This is a genomic window from Planctomycetota bacterium, from assembly GCA_018242585.1.
Classification (GTDB): Bacteria; Planctomycetota; Planctomycetia; order Pirellulales; family PNKZ01; genus JAFEBQ01.
Window position 1 is genome coordinate 59,485 of the sequence record JAFEBQ010000020.1, and the last position, 17,704, is coordinate 77,188.

15 protein-coding genes are annotated in these 17,704 nt (G+C 63.0%); 9 read left to right on the forward strand and 6 right to left on the reverse strand.

The window, feature by feature from the left end; translation table 11 throughout:
• Nucleotides 1-255: 255 nt before the first annotated feature.
• Nucleotides 256-1,053 (forward strand): inositol monophosphatase, encoded by a 798-nt coding sequence (locus tag JSS27_10725; GenBank protein MBS0209420.1) that lies wholly within the window; start codon nucleotides 256-258, stop codon nucleotides 1,051-1,053.
• A gap of 251 nt (nucleotides 1,054-1,304) precedes the next feature.
• Here JSS27_10725 and maf read toward each other — a convergent pair whose 3' ends face one another.
• On the reverse strand, nucleotides 1,305-1,913 hold the full coding sequence (gene maf / locus JSS27_10730) for a septum formation protein Maf (protein ID MBS0209421.1): 609 nt from the start codon (nucleotides 1,911-1,913) through the stop codon (nucleotides 1,305-1,307).
• A 161-nt stretch (nucleotides 1,914-2,074) separates the two neighbouring features.
• Here maf and JSS27_10735 point away from each other — a divergent pair, with 161 nt between their 5' ends.
• Both JSS27_10735 and JSS27_10740 read left to right on the forward strand, forming a co-directional pair.
• Entirely contained in the window at nucleotides 2,075-2,764 is a 690-nt protein-coding gene (locus JSS27_10735) for an RNA pseudouridine synthase (GenBank protein ID MBS0209422.1), read from the forward strand.
• Between the two features lie 529 nt (nucleotides 2,765-3,293).
• Nucleotides 3,294-4,457, forward strand: a complete 1,164-nt coding sequence (locus JSS27_10740; protein MBS0209423.1) for a protein kinase — start codon at nucleotides 3,294-3,296, stop codon at nucleotides 4,455-4,457.
• Between the two features lie 279 nt (nucleotides 4,458-4,736).
• Here JSS27_10740 and JSS27_10745 read toward each other — a convergent pair whose 3' ends face one another.
• Nucleotides 4,737-5,201 (reverse strand): hypothetical protein, encoded by a 465-nt coding sequence (locus JSS27_10745; protein ID MBS0209424.1) that lies wholly within the window; start codon nucleotides 5,199-5,201, stop codon nucleotides 4,737-4,739.
• 253 nt (nucleotides 5,202-5,454) lie between these two features.
• On the opposite strand from JSS27_10745, the gene JSS27_10750 reads away from it, so the two are divergent.
• Together JSS27_10750 and JSS27_10755 are read left to right on the forward strand one after the other, a co-directional pair.
• Complete coding sequence (locus JSS27_10750; GenBank protein MBS0209425.1) at nucleotides 5,455-8,982, forward strand: MFS transporter; 3,528 nt, start codon at nucleotides 5,455-5,457, stop codon at nucleotides 8,980-8,982.
• Nucleotides 8,983-9,087: 105 nt separating this feature from the next.
• The gene (locus tag JSS27_10755) at nucleotides 9,088-9,720 is read left to right on the forward strand and encodes a hypothetical protein (protein MBS0209426.1); all 633 of its coding nucleotides are present in this window, start codon (nucleotides 9,088-9,090) and stop codon (nucleotides 9,718-9,720) included.
• An 82-nt stretch (nucleotides 9,721-9,802) separates the two neighbouring features.
• Here the strand turns inward: JSS27_10755 and JSS27_10760 are convergent, their stop codons facing one another.
• Together JSS27_10760 and JSS27_10765 are read right to left on the reverse strand one after the other, a co-directional pair.
• Entirely contained in the window at nucleotides 9,803-11,206 is a 1,404-nt protein-coding gene (locus tag JSS27_10760; protein MBS0209427.1) for a neutral/alkaline non-lysosomal ceramidase N-terminal domain-containing protein, read from the reverse strand.
• 260 nt (nucleotides 11,207-11,466) lie between these two features.
• Entirely contained in the window at nucleotides 11,467-12,615 is a 1,149-nt protein-coding gene (locus JSS27_10765; GenBank protein ID MBS0209428.1) for an ADP-ribosylation factor-directed GTPase activating protein isoform b, read from the reverse strand.
• A gap of 350 nt (nucleotides 12,616-12,965) precedes the next feature.
• Between JSS27_10765 and JSS27_10770 the strand changes: the two genes are divergently transcribed.
• Nucleotides 12,966-13,667, forward strand: coding sequence for a zinc metallopeptidase (locus JSS27_10770; GenBank protein MBS0209429.1), 702 nt, complete (start codon nucleotides 12,966-12,968; stop codon nucleotides 13,665-13,667).
• Between the two features lie 236 nt (nucleotides 13,668-13,903).
• On the opposite strand, the gene JSS27_10775 is transcribed toward JSS27_10770, so the two are convergent.
• A complete protein-coding gene (locus JSS27_10775) occupies nucleotides 13,904-15,064 on the reverse strand; it encodes a Gfo/Idh/MocA family oxidoreductase (protein ID MBS0209430.1) in 1,161 nt (386 codons plus the stop codon).
• Between the two features lie 404 nt (nucleotides 15,065-15,468).
• Between JSS27_10775 and JSS27_10780 the strand changes: the two genes are divergently transcribed.
• Genes JSS27_10780 through JSS27_10790 form a run of 3 tightly spaced genes read left to right on the forward strand, consistent with a single transcriptional unit; the run spans nucleotide 15,469 to nucleotide 17,126 of the window.
• Nucleotides 15,469-15,990 (forward strand): hypothetical protein, encoded by a 522-nt coding sequence (locus JSS27_10780; GenBank protein ID MBS0209431.1) that lies wholly within the window; start codon nucleotides 15,469-15,471, stop codon nucleotides 15,988-15,990.
• Nucleotides 15,991-16,007: 17 nt separating this feature from the next.
• A complete protein-coding gene (gene thiS, locus JSS27_10785) occupies nucleotides 16,008-16,208 on the forward strand; it encodes a sulfur carrier protein ThiS (protein ID MBS0209432.1) in 201 nt (66 codons plus the stop codon).
• Between the two features lie 57 nt (nucleotides 16,209-16,265).
• Nucleotides 16,266-17,126, forward strand: coding sequence for a thiazole synthase (locus tag JSS27_10790; GenBank protein MBS0209433.1), 861 nt, complete (start codon nucleotides 16,266-16,268; stop codon nucleotides 17,124-17,126).
• Between the two features lie 216 nt (nucleotides 17,127-17,342).
• On the opposite strand, the gene JSS27_10795 is transcribed toward JSS27_10790, so the two are convergent.
• Nucleotides 17,343-17,531: a hypothetical protein gene (locus tag JSS27_10795; GenBank protein ID MBS0209434.1), complete on the reverse strand. Its 189-nt coding sequence runs from the start codon at nucleotides 17,529-17,531 to the stop codon at nucleotides 17,343-17,345.
• Between the last annotated feature and the right edge of the window lie 173 nt (nucleotides 17,532-17,704).

Consider the following 17,704-nt stretch of genomic DNA (forward strand, 5'->3'; position numbering starts at 1 on the left):
GTGCCGGGCAAAACGCGTCGAGGGGATTTAGTCGACAGAACGGTTTGAGAACTTTCCACGTGGGTGGCCCGGCCGCTTGCGGCCGGGTCGCGCCAGCGACAAGAAAAGGGTTGCGCTTAGGCTTCTTCTTGTTGCTAGCGCAACCCGGCCGACGAGCGGCCGGGCCATCCTTGATCGGTGTAACAGCCCTCCTAGTCGCTGCCGAGGAAATCGGAATAATGGCGGTTTTCAGTATAGCTGATCTTTGGGTGCCCAATGGCTGTTGCTCCGATTGACGTGGCCCGTTCCGCCGCCCAGGCCGCCGGCGAAATCATCGCCCGTTACTTCCGCGAAGGGGTGACGATGCGGCTCAAGAACCCGTGCGATCTGGTGTCGGACGCCGACGTGAACGCCGAGCAGGCAATCGTCGACGTGGTGCGGGCCGCGTTCCCCGGTCACGCGGTGCTGGCCGAGGAGAAGCACAAGGATTCGATCGACGCCGAGCATCTGTGGGTGATCGACCCGTTGGACGGGACGACGAATTTCGCCCATCACATTCCGCACTTCGGCGTCTCGATCGCCTATCTGCATCGGGGCGTGGCGCAATGTGGCGTGATCTACAACCCGCTGCGCGATGACTGGTACACGGCCGAGCGCGGGGCCGGCGCGTTTCATAACGGCCAGCGGTTGGGCGTGTCGGAGCATAAGAATCTGAACGAGACCCTGGTCGGGCTGGGCTTCTACTATGACCGGGGCGCGCTGATGGAAGCGACGCTGACTGCGGTTCATGCACTGTTCCAGGAACAGATTCACGGCGTCCGTCGGTTCGGCGCGGCTTCGCTCGATTTGTGCGCCGTGGCCGAAGGATTGTTCGGCGCGTTCTTCGAGTATGTGCTGTCGCCGTGGGACTACGCCGCCGGCAAGTTGCTGGTCGAGGAAGCTGGCGGCCTGGTCACGACTTGCACCGGGCACACCTTGGGGCTGACGCGGAGCAGCGTGCTGGCCTCGAACGGGCATCTGCACGAGGCGATGCTCGAAGTCATCGCTCGGCATGACCCCGGGGTAACGGCGTGAATGTTCGGCGCGTCGCGCATCGCCTTGCTACGCATCGCGAAACGACGTGGCGGTCCAAGCGATGAACATCCCTCCCTTTAAGGGAGGGATTGAGGGAGGGTAAACGCGCCGCCAGTGGAGCGATTGTTGATTTGGCAACGTGGCTTCTGGTGATTGAGACCTTCCAGGCTCTGAACGTCTTTACCCTCCCCCCGCCCCTCCCTGAAAGGGAGGGGTGTTTGTCGCGCGCTGCGCGATCGCGAAACTCGTGGCTAAGTCGCCGCCGGGCTCATGGGACGTTGGCGGACGATTTCGTCGAGCATCAGGTCCAGTAGCTCAAGCGGCAACCCGACCACGTTTGACTCGCTGCCCGCGATAATCGTCAGCCAGCCTTGCCGGTCCTGAAATCCGAACGCGCCGGCCTTTCCTTCCCACAATCCGCTGGCCAGGTATTCGCGGATGGTGTCGTCGGTGAGCGTGGCCATTTTGAGCGTGGTCTTGTCCACGCGGACGATCGGCTTGCCGGCCGGCCGGGCCCATACGCACAAGCCGCTGTACACGTAATGCTCGCGCCCGGACAGCCAGCGGAGCATCTGCTCGGCATGACGCACGTCGTCGGGCTTGTTCAGGATTTGCCCGCCGCACTCGACCGCGGTGTCACAGGCCACGACGATGCCTCGTTCGACGCGCCGCGCCACGTCGGTCCCTTTTTGCAGGGCCAACCGCGCCACCATTTCGGCGGCGGCTTCGTGCGGACGGGGGTTGTCCTCGGCGCTTGGGTCGGGCTCGACCACGCGAAACCGATAGCCGTTCTCAGTCAGCAAACCGCGACGGCGGGGAGAACTGCTGGCCAGGATGATCTCAATCTCGGGCATCGGCATGGTGGGTGGCACCCAAGTGTCGGGACGGTTTCACGCATCGCTCGACGCGGGCCGGTCTGTTACGATCGGTCAACCGTGGCGATTCGTAACGTGCGGAGCGTCGGCGCCGAGATTCTAAACGGCCATCGCCAAATTGACAAAACCAGTCCGGCCTCCCTGGCATGAACGCTCGCGACATCCTCTACGAAGACAACCACTTGCTGGTGGTGAATAAGCCGGCCGGGCTGGCCACCATGGGGGCGGTCGCCGGGGCCGACAGTTTGTGCGAGCAGGCCCGGCGATACATCAAGCACAAGTATCAGAAGCCTGGGGATGTCTACTTGGGGGTGGTCAGCCGGGTCGACGCCTCGGTCACCGGAGCGGTGGTGTTTGCCCGCACGTCCAAGGCGGCGGCCCGGCTGACCGAGCAGTTCCGCTCGCGCGCGGTCGAGAAGGTTTACTGGGCGCTAGTAGCCGGCGCGCCTCCGCAAGAGGGCACGTGCGTCGACCCCATCTGGAAAGACGACCGGCAACAGCGGATGATCGTCGTCGAAGCCGGGCACACCGGCGCACAGGAAGCCCGCTTGCGATTTAGCCGTCGTTCATTGGGGCCGAAGTGCGCCCTGCTCGAAGTGCAACTCGAAACCGGCCGCAAACATCAGATCAGGCTGCAACTCAGCTCTCGCGGCTGGCCCATTTTGGGGGACGTAAAATACGACAGCCGCCGCCCCTGGCCCGCGGGCATTGCCCTGCATTCGCGGCGGCTGGTGCTCGATCACCCCACGCGGCACGAGCCCATCGCGGTCGTGGCCCCGCTCACTGAGGCGTGGCGGCGGTTTGGCGTCACGGAACAGGGGCAAATCGGCGGCTAACGGGCTATTAGATCGACAGTCGGCCCGGCTCGCCGCAGTGGTTCCGACTGGGTTAATTTGGCGTTAGCCCTCGCCATTTTTGGCCGTCAGCGAATACTCGACATTCTGTCAACGGCAGTGGACAATGGGAAAACCTTTTGTCCGCGCCAGGCAAGGCGTCGCCGCGCGAGCATTGGGTCACGCCCACCGTCAGGTTGCATTATTTCGTCCCCGCCGGCAGCAGCGTTGTTCCACGCTGCGTTTCTGACACTACGTCCATCGGGTGACGATCGAGGACTTTGTGGAGCGGTCGCTGTTCATTCGCTGCGCGCTGACTAGCAGCCTGTTGACTCAAGCTGAGATCGACGAGGCCGTGGCGGAGATTGCGCGCGCCGAGGGGAACAAAGGGCCCATCTCCGACGACAAGTTGATCGGCAAGCTGGTCGACTTGTGCCGCTTGAATCGTTGGCAGGCTGAACAACTTCGCGCCGGTCGCACCAAGTTCAACCTGGGGCCGTACAACATTATCGACTCGATCGGTCAGGGAGGCATGGGGCAAGTCTTCAAGGCCGAGCACTCGATCATGGGGCGCGTGGTCGCGGTGAAAGTCTTGCCGCGCAGCCGTTCGACCCCCGAGGCGATCAACAACTTTGCCCGCGAGATTCGCGCCCAGGCCCAGCTCGATCACGAGAACCTGGTCCGCGCCTACGACGCGGGGCACGACGGCAATGTCCACTTTCTGGTCACCGAGTATGTGCCCGGCACCGATCTGCGCCGGCTGGTTCGCTCGCAAGGCCGCTTGGATATGGCGGCCGCCGCGTCGATCGTTTCGCAAGCCGCGCGCGGACTCGATCACGCTCACAGCCGCGGCTTGATTCACCGCGACGTCAAGCCGGGCAACGTGTTGGTGATGCCCGATGGACGAACCAAGGTTTCCGACCTGGGGTTGGCTGGTTACTTTAACGAGTCGGAGCAGACCGACGTGTTTGGCGGCAAGGTGGTCGGCACGGCGGACTATCTGGCCCCCGAGCAGATCACCACGCCCGACCGGTTGACCACGGCCAGCGACGTCTACTCGCTGGGCTGCACGCTCTACTACGCGGTGACCGGCAAGGTGCCGTTCCCCGGCGGCAACGCCCGCGACAAGGCCCGGGCTCACTGCAACGTGCCGCCGCTGGACCCGCGGCGGTTGAACCCGGACCTGAGCGACGCCTTTGTCGAAGTCATCGCCGACATGATGGCCAAAAAGCCCGAGCACCGCGTGCAGAACGGGCCAGAAGTCGTCGCACGGCTGGCCCCGTGGGTCGACGCTCCGCTGCCGGCCACGGCACAAGAACTTCCGGCCGGTACAGGGTTGCCCCCGGCGATTCCGATGACCGGGGGAGTGCGCCCCGCCCCGTCCGAAGCGAGCGACACCGAGCCGTCGTTCCTGGTCCAACCGGCCGAGGATCCTTCGCACGCCGAAAGTCCCAGCCAGCAATCGCTGGGCACGCAGCCATCGAGTTCCTACAACGAAGAGACGGTGCCCGGCTTCCGGCAATTTGATTCGCGTCCCTCGCCGATCCCGGTTCGCAATTCGGCGGGCTCGATCGTCGCTTTCGATCGACCGGCGATCCTCATCAACAAGCCGTGGCAAATGGCGCTGGTGGCGGGTGGATCAGCACTCGTCGGCGGCACCGTGGCGCTGGTTCTGCGCGCGCTGCTGGTCGGCTAGGTCAGCCTAGCCACGGAGTCGTGGAGTTGGGCACGGAGTGAATTGCCAGGCGGTGAGCCTGCGCGCCGAAACGTGAACATCCCTCCCTTCCAGGGAGGGAATGAGGGAGGGTAAACGCGCCACAGGCCAGACCGTACTCGATTTGGCAACTCCTCCGGTTGAGACGTGCTTGGCCGTGAACGTCTCAACCCTCCCCCTTGCCCCTCCCTGAAAGGGAGGGGTGTTCATCGCGCGCGCATCGGCACGTTACACGAGTTGACGTGTATTGCTCGCGCCAACTCACAACTTCTCAAACGAAGCCCAAAAGTCTTTTTTGCTCACCCGGTACGTTTCCTTGCCGGCTTTGCGGGCGATGGGGCGCACTAGGTAGCCGTCGGGCAGCGGCACCACTTCGTAGATGATGCTCGAATCGCGGCGCCGCGCCTTGAATGGCCCGTCGGGCTCGGCGGCCGGCGCGTCGTGACTCTGGGCCGCCTGGGCCTCGCGCAACCGGGCGTCAAAGTCGACACCTGCCCCGGCCGACACCCACGAGGCGTCGTAAAAGTCCTGCTCGCGCTCGACCTTTGGACCCGAACTTCCCGGCAATCCAGGCAGTCGCGGCAGATAGCGCATGGCGCTGAACAGGAACTTGGAAAGGTCGCGCCAGAAATAAAAGATCATCAGCAGCAGCGCCGCCGGCACGCCGATCAAGATGGCCCAATTGATCGCCCAGGCGATCCAGCTCGAGACGCTCGTAGTGTTCATACCCAGGTCCGTGCCCAGCGCTCAGTTCCAATGGGGGGATCGCGTCGTCCGCCCACTCCCGCTCTGCTCTATGTTAGTCGGCGGTGGGCCAAAGCTTCAATTGCCGCGTAAACCTCGTAGTTCGTTGCACATCGGACGTGCGGCCGCTGGTTGACCCGACGGCGGCTGGTCCGGTACAGTCACCCGGCATGCATCGCACGGGGCAGAGTCTCGGGAAGGGACCGCCGGGCGGTCACAGGCGGTAGGCGGGCGAATGGCTAACCACGGACAATTATCGCAGTTGCGCGTCAGTTCGCCAAGTTTCATCGGCCTGCTGGTGGCGCAACTGCTCGGCACGGTCAACGACAACCTGCTCCGCTGGCTGGTCGCCAAAATCGGCATGCAGGTCGTCGGCCCGACCTACGAGCGGCAGGTGCTGGCCGCTGGGCTGGCGTGCCTAGTATTACCGTTCTTAATTCTGGCCGCCCCCGCTGGTTATCTGGCCGATCGCTACAGCAAGCGGACGGTCATCGTCGCCTGCAAGCTGGGCGAGATTGTGATCATGGCGCTGGCCATCGCGGCCATGGTCTGGGGCAACCCGCTCCTGTTGTTTGTCTTACTGGCCGCTGCGGGGGCTCAGGCCGCGTTGTTCGGACCGGCCAAGCTGGGGAGCATTCCCGAGATGCTCCAGCCCAACCAGATATCCATCGCCAACGGGCTGATGGGAATGATGACGGTCGGCGGCATCATTATCGGCACGGCAGGCGGCTATTGGCTTTACTCGCTGATCGACGTCAAGGGATCCGATGGCGTGCAGGTTCTCTGGTGGATCGCGGCCCGGGCCCAGTGGTGGGTCTTGGCCGTGGCGCTCGGTGGCGTGGCGGTCGTCGGCTGGCTGGCCAGCTTGTTGATCATTCCGCTGCCGGCCGAGAACCCCAAGTGCAGGTTCCCCTGGAACCTGTTCGGCCAGACTTGGGCCGACTTGCGCGGGCTATGGAGCGATCGCGCGTTGTTCCGCGTGTCGCTGGGAAGCGGCTTCTTCTGGGCGCTCGGCTCGTTAGCCAACGCCAACATCGACATCTTCGGCAAGTTGCACCTTAACTTGCAAGAGACGCAGATTCCGCTGCTGCTCGCCCTGTTGGCGATGGGCGTCGGCGTCGGCAGTGCCATGGCCGGCATTCTGTCCCGTGGGCATGTCGAGCTAGGGCTCGTGCCGCTAGCGGCGACGGGCATTGCCATCGGCGCGGTGATGCTCTTTCTGGTGCCCGAGGTCCAGTCGGGCTATTTGAGCCCCGAATACTATTGGACCGCGTTCTGGTTGTTCGAGCTGGGCTGCTGCGCCGGCATGTACGATGTGCCGCTGCAGTCGTTCATTCAATATCGCAGCGCGCCGGAACGCCGCGGCAGCATCCTGGCCGCGTACAACTTCCTGGCCTACACCGGCATGTTGTCGGCGTCGGGTATCTTCGCCATCTTGGGCATGCCGGTTGGCCAGCCGGAGCACCCGCTGTTTTCGGCCCAGGCGATCTTTCTGATCGCCGGCGTCGCCACCCTGCCCGTCGCGCTCTATGCGTACGTCCTGTTGCCCCAGGCGACGATTCGCTTTGTCGTCTGGGTGTTCAGCACGACGATCTACAAAGTCCGCGTGTTCAACGTCGATCGCATTCCCGCCACCGGCCCGGCGGTCCTGGCGCCGAATCACGTGAGCTGGATCGACGGCGTGCTGCTGATGATCACCTCGTCGCGGCCGCTGCGGATGATGCTGTACGCCGATTACGCCGAGCGGTGGTATCTGCGCGGCCTGGCCAAATTGATGGGGGCCATCCCCATTCGCGCCGGCGATCGTCGCTCGGTGATCGAGGCGCTCCGCCGCGCGCGCGAAGCCCTCGAAGCCGGCGAGGTGGTCTGCATCTTTCCCGAGGGGCGGCTCTCACGCAGCGGGCAGTTACAGGCCTTTCAGCCGGGGATTCTGTCGGTCATCAAGTCGACCGGCGCGCCCGTGGTGCCGGTCTACCTGGACGAACTCTGGGGAAGTATCTTCAGCTTCCACGGCGGCAAGCTCCTCGGGAAGTGGCCGCGACAGTGGCGCTATCCGGTCTCGATTCATTTTGGCGAGCCGCTGGTCGGCGTGCAGGACGTCGAAACGGTTCGCTCGGCGGTACAACAACTGGGAGTCGTCGCAGTGACGCAACGTAAGACCCGCGAGCCGGTGTTGACCCGGCGGATGATTCGATCCTGCAAGCGGCAGTTGTTCCGCTCGAAGGTCGCCGACTCGCTGGGGACCGACATGACCGGCGGTCAGTTCCTGGCCCGGGCGCTCACCTTGCGGCGTATTTTGCGGCGGGACATTCTCGCCCCCGATGAGAAGTACGTAGCCATCTTGGTCCCCACGTCGGCCGCGGCCGTCGTCACGAACGCGGCCTTGGCGCTCGATCGGCGGATTGCCGTCAACCTGAACTACACGGCCTCGGCCGAGGTCATGAACTCGTGCCTGCGCCAATGTGGTATCAAGCACGTGCTGGCCAGTCGCAAACTGCTCGACAAGCTGAACGTCAAGCTCGACGCCGAGATCGTGGTGTTGGACGATTTGAAAAACACGGTTAAGACCGCCGACAAGGCAGTCGCCGCCCTGCTGGCTTTTGCCACGCCGACGGCGGTGCTCGAACGGCTGCTCGGCCTGCGGCACGTCAGCCCGGACGATACGCTGGTGGTGATCTTCACGTCGGGCTCGACCGGCGAGCCCAAGGGAGTGGTCCTCAGCTACCACAACGTGGGCTCGAACGTCGAAGCGATCGATTCGATCGTGCAACTGACGCGGCAGGACGTGCTGCTCGGCGCGGTGCCGTTCTTTCACTCGTTGGGCTACACGACCACGATGTGGACCGTGCTCACCATGCACATCAAGGGGGCCTATCACTTCAGTCCCTTGGACACGCACGAAATCGCCAAGCTGTGCCAGCGGCACAAGGGGACGGTGATTATCACCGCACCGACGTTTTTGCGGTCGTTCCTGCGCCGCGCCGACGTTGAAGAAATGCGCTCGCTCGAAGTCGTGGTGGCCGGGGCCGAGAAGCTGCCGGTCGACTTGTGCGACGCCTTTGAAAAGAAGTTCAACGTCCGCCCGGTCGAAGGTTACGGCACGACCGAGTGTTCGCCCCTGGTGGCGGTGAACATTCCCGCGCGGCGCGCGCCGCCGACCGATGAAGTGGTGGCCAAGGAAGGAACCGTCGGCCGGCCCATTCCCGGCGTGGCGGCCAAGGTGATCAATGCCGAGACCGGCGAGCAGTTGGGCTTTGACACGCCGGGCTTGCTGCTGGTTCGGGGGCCAAATGTGATGCAGGGCTACCTGAACCGCGACGATCTGACGGCCAAGGTGATGCGCGACGGCTGGTACAACACCGGCGACGTGGCGATGATCGACGCCGATGGCTTCATCAAGATCACCGGCCGCGAGAGCCGGTTCTCAAAACTTGCCGGCGAGATGGTGCCGCACATCGGCGTCGAGGAAGCAATTCAGCAAGTGATCGGCGCCGAGCAGGACAAAATCTGCGTCGCCGTCACCGCGGTGCCCGACGCCCGCAAGGGGGAACGGCTGGTGGTCATTCACACCGAACTGGCGCAAACGCCTGATCAGATTGTCAAGCAACTCGGACAACTGGGCTTGCCCAATTTGTGGATTCCGTCGGCTGACAGCTTCTTTCAGGTCGAGCAGATTCCCGTCTTGGGGACCGGCAAGCTCGACTTGAAGGGGCTCAAGACGCTGGCCCTGCGGCATTTCGCCCCCGAAGCGGCCAAGGCTTGAGCCAAGTGCGCCGCGCGCGATAATGGGCGCGCTTATTTGACGCTGCGAACAAGGCGTTCGCTTCGTGCTGGTTGCCGTTCAACTTTCAAAGCGGAGAAGCAGATCATGCCACGCCGAACATTCTTCTGGTGGGCGATGTTGTTGAGTCCGCTGTGGACCGGCGCGCTGGGCTGCGTCCCCTGCGATCATCCGGTTAGCGACGCCAAGGATTCCAAGGTCGACGATCGGCTGTTCGGTCGCTGGGAGATCATCCCCGAGAAAGGGGAAGAGAATCAGCCGCCTGACCGGTTTACGTTGTCCGCCGCGCCCGGCTCGCCGACGACCATGCGGATGGTTCCGATCCCCATTCCCGGCGAGAAGGCCCAGCCGGGGGACGAAGAGTCGATGCCCGTCTATGCCACCACGGTCGGCAAGCTGTCGATCCTCAGCGTGCTGACCTCTGAACCCAGCGAACCGACAAAGTACGACCTGGTTCTGTATCGCGTCATCGACAAGGACAACGTCGATTTCTTCATCCTCGATCCCGACGTGATCGCCGCCGCCATCAAGCGCGGTGAGCTAAAAGGGACGGCTCCCGATCTGGCCAAGCTGGCCAACCCGGCGACGGCGGTCGGAACGGCCCTGGGACAGATCACGAACTCACCGGCCGAGCTGCGTGCGTATTTGACCAAGCACGGCGAGCAGTGCTTCGACAGTTTGGACAAGCCGATCAAGATGAAACGCTTGCCAGCGAAGTGATTGTCTTTCGTGCGACGAAGCTAGAACGAGAGAGGCGTTCAGTTCCTATAGGTAGAAGGCCCATCGAGCGCCGCTCTCCAATTCAATTCGGGCCGTTGCCCTTCTTCCAAAGCTCGTCAAGCATTTCGACCGCGGTATCCACAAGCTTTTGAATGCCTTCGAGCGCCACGAAATTCGCGCCGGCTAGCGTCTCGTAGCCCTCGTGCTGGAAGGCCAATTCCGTGGGTTCGTAGCCGACCCAGTCGTTGGTCAGTTCGCTCAGGATGGTGTGTGGGAAAGGCGAGCGTTTCTTCACCAAGATGCCCCATTCGACAAACAGCTCACCCGCGTTCGTCGCGATGGCGAACGGGCCAATCCGCGCAGCGCTCACCGGCACATTCAGCAGGTGCGGCATCGCCGCAGCGGTGCGTTTCGCCCCCTCGAATGATTCCGGTCGCCAGCCCAGTCGACTGATGGCCCCCGGACGCTGCGCCTCGGCATTGCAGCGCGGCACGTCGATATCGCGACGCGCATAGTCCACGACCACGGGCCCCTCGACGGGAATCGCTGCCTTCGCGGCATCCACGGCCGCTGTGGCAAATACGGCGGAGCGCTCCTTCCAGTCTGGCGCCCAACTCACGGGGGGCTGAATGTTGCCGGACGCACCCTGCGTAAAGACACACACCGCTTGTGGCCCGAACTCCTTCGTGACGTATTCCGCGATCACACCAGGAAAATCCGCCGACCAGGTGTGAATCTTGATGCGATCGTGCAGGCAGGGGTGGCAGGTGAAGTTCACCAGCGACCCGAGCATTTTTCCATCCCGCGTATCAAACCGCACCAGCCACAGCTCCGGGTCAATGACCCCTTCGCTGCCGAGCACCTGCGGCACCTGCTTGAGATCGTTCAACTTCTTGAGCCAGGTGTTCAGCACAAGCCCGTCCGACTTGGAAATCAGCCGGCGGTTGATGTGCCCCTCCAGGACCAGCGAGCGCCCGATCGACATGCGGGCGGGCTGCAGCGCTTGGTTCGCCCGGACGATGCTGTCGGCGATCAGCTTGGGCAGGGTGTCGATGTAGGCTTTGTTGGCCGTGGCCTTGTCGCCGTCGGCCGGGATCAGCGGGGAGCTATGGTTGTGGCTCGGGCAAACCAGCACCGCATCGCGCGTGATGTCCGTCTGCTGGGTCACGAGCGCGATGGCTCGATCCGCCAAGTCGTGACGAATTTTCACCAGGTCCACGCCCACGATGACGAGCTTCTTGCCGCCACTCTCGACAACCATCGCCCGCGCCCGTAGCGGATCATCGGTGCCAGTGCTCGTCGGTCCTCCCGGACCCGTAATGATGGCTCCCACCGGTGGTGTGATGTCTACCTGGCCAAAGCCAGCCTTCAATTCACCTGGCGCCGCCTCCCCTCCGGCAGCAAAGCCAACCAGACACATCCACGTCGTGAGAAAGCAGACGCACGCGGCTCCGCGTGAGGAAAGCGAGGCAGCTTTATGTTTCATCGAGCTAATCCTACGCTCATTGAGGTTGGATGGAATGAATGACGCGCATTGCGGGGCAACGCTTCATGACTTCGGTTGCCGCATTGCTGCCGAGCAATAGCCGTGAGGGCAAACTACTTATCCGATCGCCGCAATGGCGCCATGCTCAAGGCCCTAAGCCTTGAGCATGCCTGTACACGCTTCGCCTGCTCAAGCCTGAGGGGCTTGAGCATGGCACCCACTCGTTTGGGATCGGACTAGGCGTGCCTCGACGGCCCGGTCTATTTCGCCGTCAGGGGCGAGGCCACCGGGTGCATGGTGGCATCTTCGCCGAACCGACGGGCGCGATAGATGCGCAACCCGTGCGATGCGTGATACAGCCCGCCACATTCCTGGTCGAGATCCTTGGTCATCTCGAACATCTTCAACAGCGAGACGCAGGCCCTGACCATCCAAGGTTTCGACAGCTCCTCGTCGGGCAGACAAACCGCCAGGAACTCGAACGTGTGGCCTGTGTTGTTAAGCCGCAGCGCCACGTCCCCCGCGGTGCCCGAGCGCTGGAAGTAGTTGGTTGAGAACGAGCCGTCGGGCTGCTGGTACATCCGCGCGGCCTGTACGCATTCGTCGATCATCTTCTGGGCCGCCGCCCAGCCGCCATCCAACGGCCCGCCGGCGCGAAGCCGACGATTGACCGCCACGGCCAGGGTGTACATCCGGTGCGAGCCGCCGCAGGCCGCCTCGCCCAGGTTGGAAATTTGACGCGGCGTTTCCATCGCCACCAGCCGGTCGATGTTCCACTTGCTGCCGTCGCGCGCCACCCAAGAATGATCCGGCGGCATATAGGTACACAGCGCCATCAACGTCCAAGTGGCTTCCATGCCGTCGCGCGTGTCCCACTCGGCTTGCGTCAGCAGATCGCGCACATGGTAGGTTGTGCCGTTGACAATCAGCGGCGTGTCCATTGGCACGCCACACTGGGACATGTAGCCGACCCACTGGTCCTCGTGCCCCGAACCGACCTTGCTGCCGGGATCAAGCGGCGACTCAAGCCCTTTTTCGCCGGGGGTGAAGACCCAGCCTTTGAACTCGCCACCGTTCAAAATCCAGTCGAGGCCTTTGGTGACGGGCTGACCGTCAACGCTTAATTGCAGGTCATAGCCGTAGGACAACACGCCATGAACGATCTGCCAGGCGTTGTTCACCTTGGGATTCAACCGGCGGCGTTTCACCTCGTCGATCACGGCGTCGAGCCGGGCCTTCAATTGCTCGTCGCTGGGCAGAGCGGTCGACGCAGCTGGCGCCGGTGCGGTGGGCGACGACGTCGCCGAGGTGTCATTGCACCCGGTCAAAAACAAGGCCCCGGCGTATACGCCCAGCAACCCGACACTCGACAGCACCACGCCACGCCACGACCGAACGAACAAAGACATAAAGCCAATTCTCGTAAACTACTGGGAGAGACCGCGATTTAACCACGGCCGAGAAGACACCGACCCGCATCGTGCCCGACCGACGAATATTCCACTGTTTCGGACCTTAACAGCCGAGGGTACATCTTTCCAGTCGAAGGTCGGGTGGTGACGATGTTCCAGGTCGCGAAAACCGCGCAACAAAGCAAGATGTGCCAACCACTTGCTGCAAATGCGCGCCCGATTGCCCAACCATCAGGCGGGGAATGCGTAAAATAGCTCCAGAATGCTTGCGATCGGTCGCTGGCTCGCAGGGTGCGAACCGGCCGAAGGTCGCCCGGCCCCAAGGGGCTAACGAGTAGCCTCCAGACATGTACATGCCGTTTGATCCCATCTATTTCGTGTTCCTGGCGCCGGCGCTGTTGCTGGCGATGTGGGCGCAATTTCGTGTGAAGTCGGCCTATGCCGTCGCCCAGCAAATCCCGGCCAGTTTGTCGGGAGCCGCGGCCGCGCGCCTGTTGCTGAATCACGCTGGCTTGAATGACATCAGCATCGAGGTCACGCCCGGCGAGCTGAGCGATCACTACGATCCGGGCCAGAAGGTTCTGCGGCTTAGCCCCGCGGTCTATCACAACCAGTCGATCGCGGCCGTGGGCATTGCCGCGCACGAAGCCGGCCACGCCATGCAAGACGCCGAGAGCTACGCGCTGATGATGCTGCGCAACGCGGCCGTGCCGTTGGCGAACTTTGGCGGCGGCATTAGTTCGCTGCTGTTGATGGTCGGCCTGCTGGCCCGTAGCCACACCATGATCACGATTGGCATCGTCGCCTTTTCGTGCGTGGTCTTCTTCCAGGTCGTGAATCTGCCGGTCGAGTTCGACGCCAGCAATCGCGCCAAACGCCACCTGGTGGAACTAGGCGTGATCGATCGCGACGGGCTCGAATACGTGCGCGGCGTGTTGAACGCGGCGGCCTGGACCTATGTGGCCGGCACGCTGCAATCGATCATGACGCTGCTGTACTACGTGATGCGCTTCAGCGGCGGCAGCCGCAGCGACTACGACGAGGGTTAGCCACGACGCGGGGTAACGCTCAGCCCGATCACACGCAAACACCCCTCCCTTCCAGGGAGGGGCTGGGGGAGGGCCAAGGCGTTCACAGCCAAAACGCTTCGCGCCAAAGGTTTGACCTTTGCACAAAGACATCTGGCCTTCGCGTCTTTACCCTCACCCGCTGCGCTTCGCTCCGCGACCTCTCCCTGAAAGGGAGAGGTGTCAATGCGCGGCGGCCAGCGCGCAAAGGCTACTTCTTACTTGCGGGCCAAGGGGTGCTTCATCGGCAGCCAAGCGCCGTTTTCCTTGCTGCTGGCCACCGATTGCTGGATGAAGTACATCCCTTCCACGCCGTCGTTCACATTCGGGTAAACCGTGTTCGTCTTCTCGAACGGTTTTCCCTCGGCCCTCAGCGCCATGTCGTCGAAGGACGCGCGATAGACATTGGCAAAGGCCTCGAAGAACGCCTCGGGGTGCCCGCCCGGCAAGCGGCACGCCGCCTTGGCGCCACCGGTCATGTAATCGGCGTTCGGGTTGCGCGTGTAGATGTTCATCGGCTGCCCGTTGCGACGCACGATCAGCTTGTTCGGCTCTTCCTGGTGCCATTCGAGCGAGCCCTTGGTGCCGTCGATTTCGATGAACAAATCGTTCTCGCGACCATGACTGATCTGCGAAGCGGTCACCGTGCCTAGCGCGCCGTTCTCGAACCGGACCATCGCGCAACCATAATCGTCGAGCTGACGGCCCGGCACGAAAATCTTGAGATGGCAACTGATCGTTTCGGGCAGCAAGCCGGTCGTGTAGCGAGCCAAGTTGTAAGCGTGCGTGCCGATGTCGCCAAAGCAACCCGCGATGCCGCTCTTGGACGGATCGGTTCGCCAGGCGGCTTGCTTCTGCGAGTCTTGTTCCAGCCGAGTGCGCAGCCAGCCTTGGATGTAGCAGGACCGGATGGCGTTGATCTCGCCCAGGTCGCCGTTCAAGATCATCTCGCGCGCTTGACGCACCAGCGGATAGCCGGTGTAGTTGTGGCTGACCGCGAACACCACGCCCGACTTCTTGACCGTCTCGGCCAAGGTTTCGGCCTGGGCCAGATCGAACGTCATCGGCTTGTCACAGATGACGTTGAAGCCGGCGTCGACGGCGGCCTTGGCGATGGCAAAGTGGGTGTGGTTCGGCGTGGCCACCGAGACAAAGTCGATGCGCTCGCTGGCCGGCAACTTGGTCTCGCTGGCAACCAGTTCAGTGATGGAACCATAGGCCCGCGCCGCCGGAATATCGTAGTCGGCAGCCGAGGCCTTGGCCTTGGCCGGATCGCTGGACAGCGCGCCGGCGACCAAGGCGGCCCGGTTGTCGAGCACGGCGGCCGTGCAATGGACGCGACCGATAAAGGAGCCCGCGCCGCCCCCGACCAACGCCATGCGCAGTTTGCGATTCAATGAACCATTCGTGGGCATGACCGATGCTCCTTGCTCGACCGGAAATAAGTTTGGCGGCTAGCGACCCAAGACCAACGGGTGATTTCCGTGGCACCGCCGTTGGTTTCGGGTTTCGACCCTATATAACAGCGCCATCGGCCCAGAGTAAGCCCCGAGATGCAGCCCTTGATTTTCTCGCCAACTCCCCATTGTCCGGCCGCCGATCGAGCATCGATCCCAGACGCAAAACTATGGAATATCTTCGAGCCGAACGCTAGGATGGCAGCCACTGGTTCGCAAGTCGGGGTAGTGCTTTTCGAGCTTGCCCTGGCCGTCTGGAATGGACGGTCGGCGCGAACCCATCGTCATCGTTAAACCACTCTTCTTCCGTTCAAGGAGCGTCCTTCATGATTCGACGCATGCTGTTCAGCCGCGTGACTTGGGTGATCGCAGGGATTGCCATCGGCCTGGGAGTGAGCGCTTTGATCCCCCAGCAAACGGTCCAGGCCACCGCCACGGATCGAGGTGAAAACTTCGCCATTGCCACCGGCTCGTGCGACGGCACGACCGACGCCATCTTTACGCTTGACTTCCTGACCGGCGATCTGCGCGGCGCGGTCATCCACCCAGTCACCAAAGGCTTGGCCGCGGTCATGCAACACAACGTGTTGAAGGACTTGAAGGTCGAAGCCGGCAAGCAGCCCAAGTTTCTGATCGTGACCGCCGCGTGCGACTTGCGCTCGATGGGCGGCATCCAGATGGCCCAGAGCATTTTGTGCGTCACGGAATTGGGAAGTGGCGTGATGGCGCTGTATGGCTTCCACTACAGCCCGGCGGTCACCAACAGCCGAACTGGCACGCCGGCCCAGTTGGAGTTTCTGCCGTTGCTCGTGACCAGCATTCGCAACACCCAAGTCCGTGGACAGTAGCAGTGGCCACCACACCGGTGCAGATCACCCTCAACGGCCAGCCACGGTGCATCGAGGCCGGCGCCACGGTGTCGCTGTTGCTGGCCGAGTTGGGCATCAAGGCGCCCCACGTGGCCGTCGAGGTGAACCTGAACCTGGTGCCGCGCGCCGAACATCCGCGCCACGTGCTGCGCGCCGGCGACGCGGTCGAGGTCGTCACGCTAGCTGGCGGCGGCTAGGCGGCGCGGCGCAACATCAGGTGTCTTCTCTTGGTTGACTGGAATTGATCTTCTCTTATGGCTACCGACGTCGCCCCCTCGAACGATACCGCGATTGATGACGACCGCTTCCAACTGGGCCGGCACTGGCTGACCAGTCGGCTGATCGTTGGCACCGGCAAGTACTCGTCTTACGAGTTGATGGGGGAATCGCTCCGCGCTTCGGGGACCGAATGCGTAACGGTGGCCGTGCGGCGTGAACGGCTGGTCGACTCGGCCGGTCGCAACTTGCTGGATCACCTGGACACGTCGCGCTATATCCTGCTGCCGAACACGGCTGGCTGCTTCACCGCGGACGATGCCGTGCGCGTGGCGCGGTTGGGGCGTGAAATCCTCAGCGGCCTGAACAACCCCGGCGCCGACTGGGTGAAACTGGAAGTCTTGGCCGATACCAAGACGCTGCTGCCTGACCCCGTGGCGACCTTGGAAGCGACGAAGCGACTGGTGGCGGACGGCTTTCAGGTGCTTTGTTACACGACCGACGATCCGGTGATTGCGCGGCAATTGAAGCAAGCCGGCGCTACCAGCGTGATGCCCGCCGGCAGCCCGATCGGCTCGGGGCAGGGGGTTCTGAACGCGAACAACATCCGCATCTGCCTCGAATACCTGAAGCAAGACGACCCGGACTATCCGGTCATCGTCGATGCCGGCGTGGGGACGGCCAGCGACGTGGCCTTTGCCATGGAGCTAGGCGTCGACGGCGTGCTGCTGAACACGGCCATCGCCCACGCGGCCGATCCGGTTCGCATGGCGCGGGCCATGCAAGCGGCCTGCGCGGCCGGCCGGTTGGCATACCGCTCGGGGCGCATTCCGCGGCGATTGTACGCCACGGCCAGCAGCCCCGACGAAGGCACCATCGCCCCCTCTCGGCGGCGATAACCGAAGAAATGCCAATTGAACCGCAGAGGCGCAGAGGACGCAGAGAAGACACGGAGAGCAAAACTATGAGGAGGAGCGTGAACGACGTTTCGTGCTCTAGTCGCTGGGCCATAGGCCCGCGCGAATGCGATTTTTCGTCATAGCGCGCAATAAAAAACCCAGGAGGTGAAACCCCTGGGCTTGTGTTAGTGATTGATTTGTCGCGCACCGAGCGGCTTAGGCCGACGGACGGCGGTAGTGCTGGTAGGCCATCAGCACTTCGTACAGGTCGCTCGACAAGGTCACCTCGTCGTCGGCGAAGTCACGCAACCAGGTCCGGCGGCTTTCCACCGCGTCGGCCAGCAAGTGGGCGACGTCGCGCAGCCGCACGCGAACTGTATCGTTTTGCTCGGGAGCGGCGGCCACCGAGGTGCGAAGTTTATCCGGGCCGTAATAGACACGCAGTTGGGCTCGAGCCATCGGGGACGCTTCCTTACGACGTGAGGTGTTCCAGCCCGTCGAAAATGACGGCACTTTTTTGCCCGCCCTGTTGCGTCCTACTTATCGGTTGTACGCATGGCGCAAGTTTGGAGTTTTTC

Bases quoted from the DNA above. Each gene is read 5' to 3' on its own strand.
- maf (MBS0209421.1), bottom strand. From the start codon at position 1,913: ATGCCGATGCCCGAGATTGAGATCATCCTGGCCAGCAGTTCTCCCCGC.
- JSS27_10775 (MBS0209430.1), bottom strand. From the start codon at position 15,064: ATGGCGTTGGTCGGGGGCGGCGCGGGCTCCTTTATCGGTCGCGTCCAT.
- JSS27_10735 (MBS0209422.1), top strand. From the start codon at position 2,075: ATGAACGCTCGCGACATCCTCTACGAAGACAACCACTTGCTGGTGGTG.
- JSS27_10760 (MBS0209427.1), bottom strand. From the start codon at position 11,206: ATGAAACATAAAGCTGCCTCGCTTTCCTCACGCGGAGCCGCGTGCGTC.
- JSS27_10765 (MBS0209428.1), bottom strand. From the start codon at position 12,615: ATGTCTTTGTTCGTTCGGTCGTGGCGTGGCGTGGTGCTGTCGAGTGTC.
- JSS27_10770 (MBS0209429.1), top strand. From the start codon at position 12,966: ATGTACATGCCGTTTGATCCCATCTATTTCGTGTTCCTGGCGCCGGCG.
- JSS27_10740 (MBS0209423.1), top strand. From the start codon at position 3,294: ATGGGGCAAGTCTTCAAGGCCGAGCACTCGATCATGGGGCGCGTGGTC.
- JSS27_10745 (MBS0209424.1), bottom strand. From the start codon at position 5,201: ATGAACACTACGAGCGTCTCGAGCTGGATCGCCTGGGCGATCAATTGG.
- JSS27_10725 (MBS0209420.1), top strand. From the start codon at position 256: ATGGCTGTTGCTCCGATTGACGTGGCCCGTTCCGCCGCCCAGGCCGCC.
- JSS27_10780 (MBS0209431.1), top strand. From the start codon at position 15,469: ATGATTCGACGCATGCTGTTCAGCCGCGTGACTTGGGTGATCGCAGGG.
- JSS27_10755 (MBS0209426.1), top strand. From the start codon at position 9,088: ATGCCACGCCGAACATTCTTCTGGTGGGCGATGTTGTTGAGTCCGCTG.
- JSS27_10750 (MBS0209425.1), top strand. From the start codon at position 5,455: ATGGCTAACCACGGACAATTATCGCAGTTGCGCGTCAGTTCGCCAAGT.
- JSS27_10790 (MBS0209433.1), top strand. From the start codon at position 16,266: ATGGCTACCGACGTCGCCCCCTCGAACGATACCGCGATTGATGACGAC.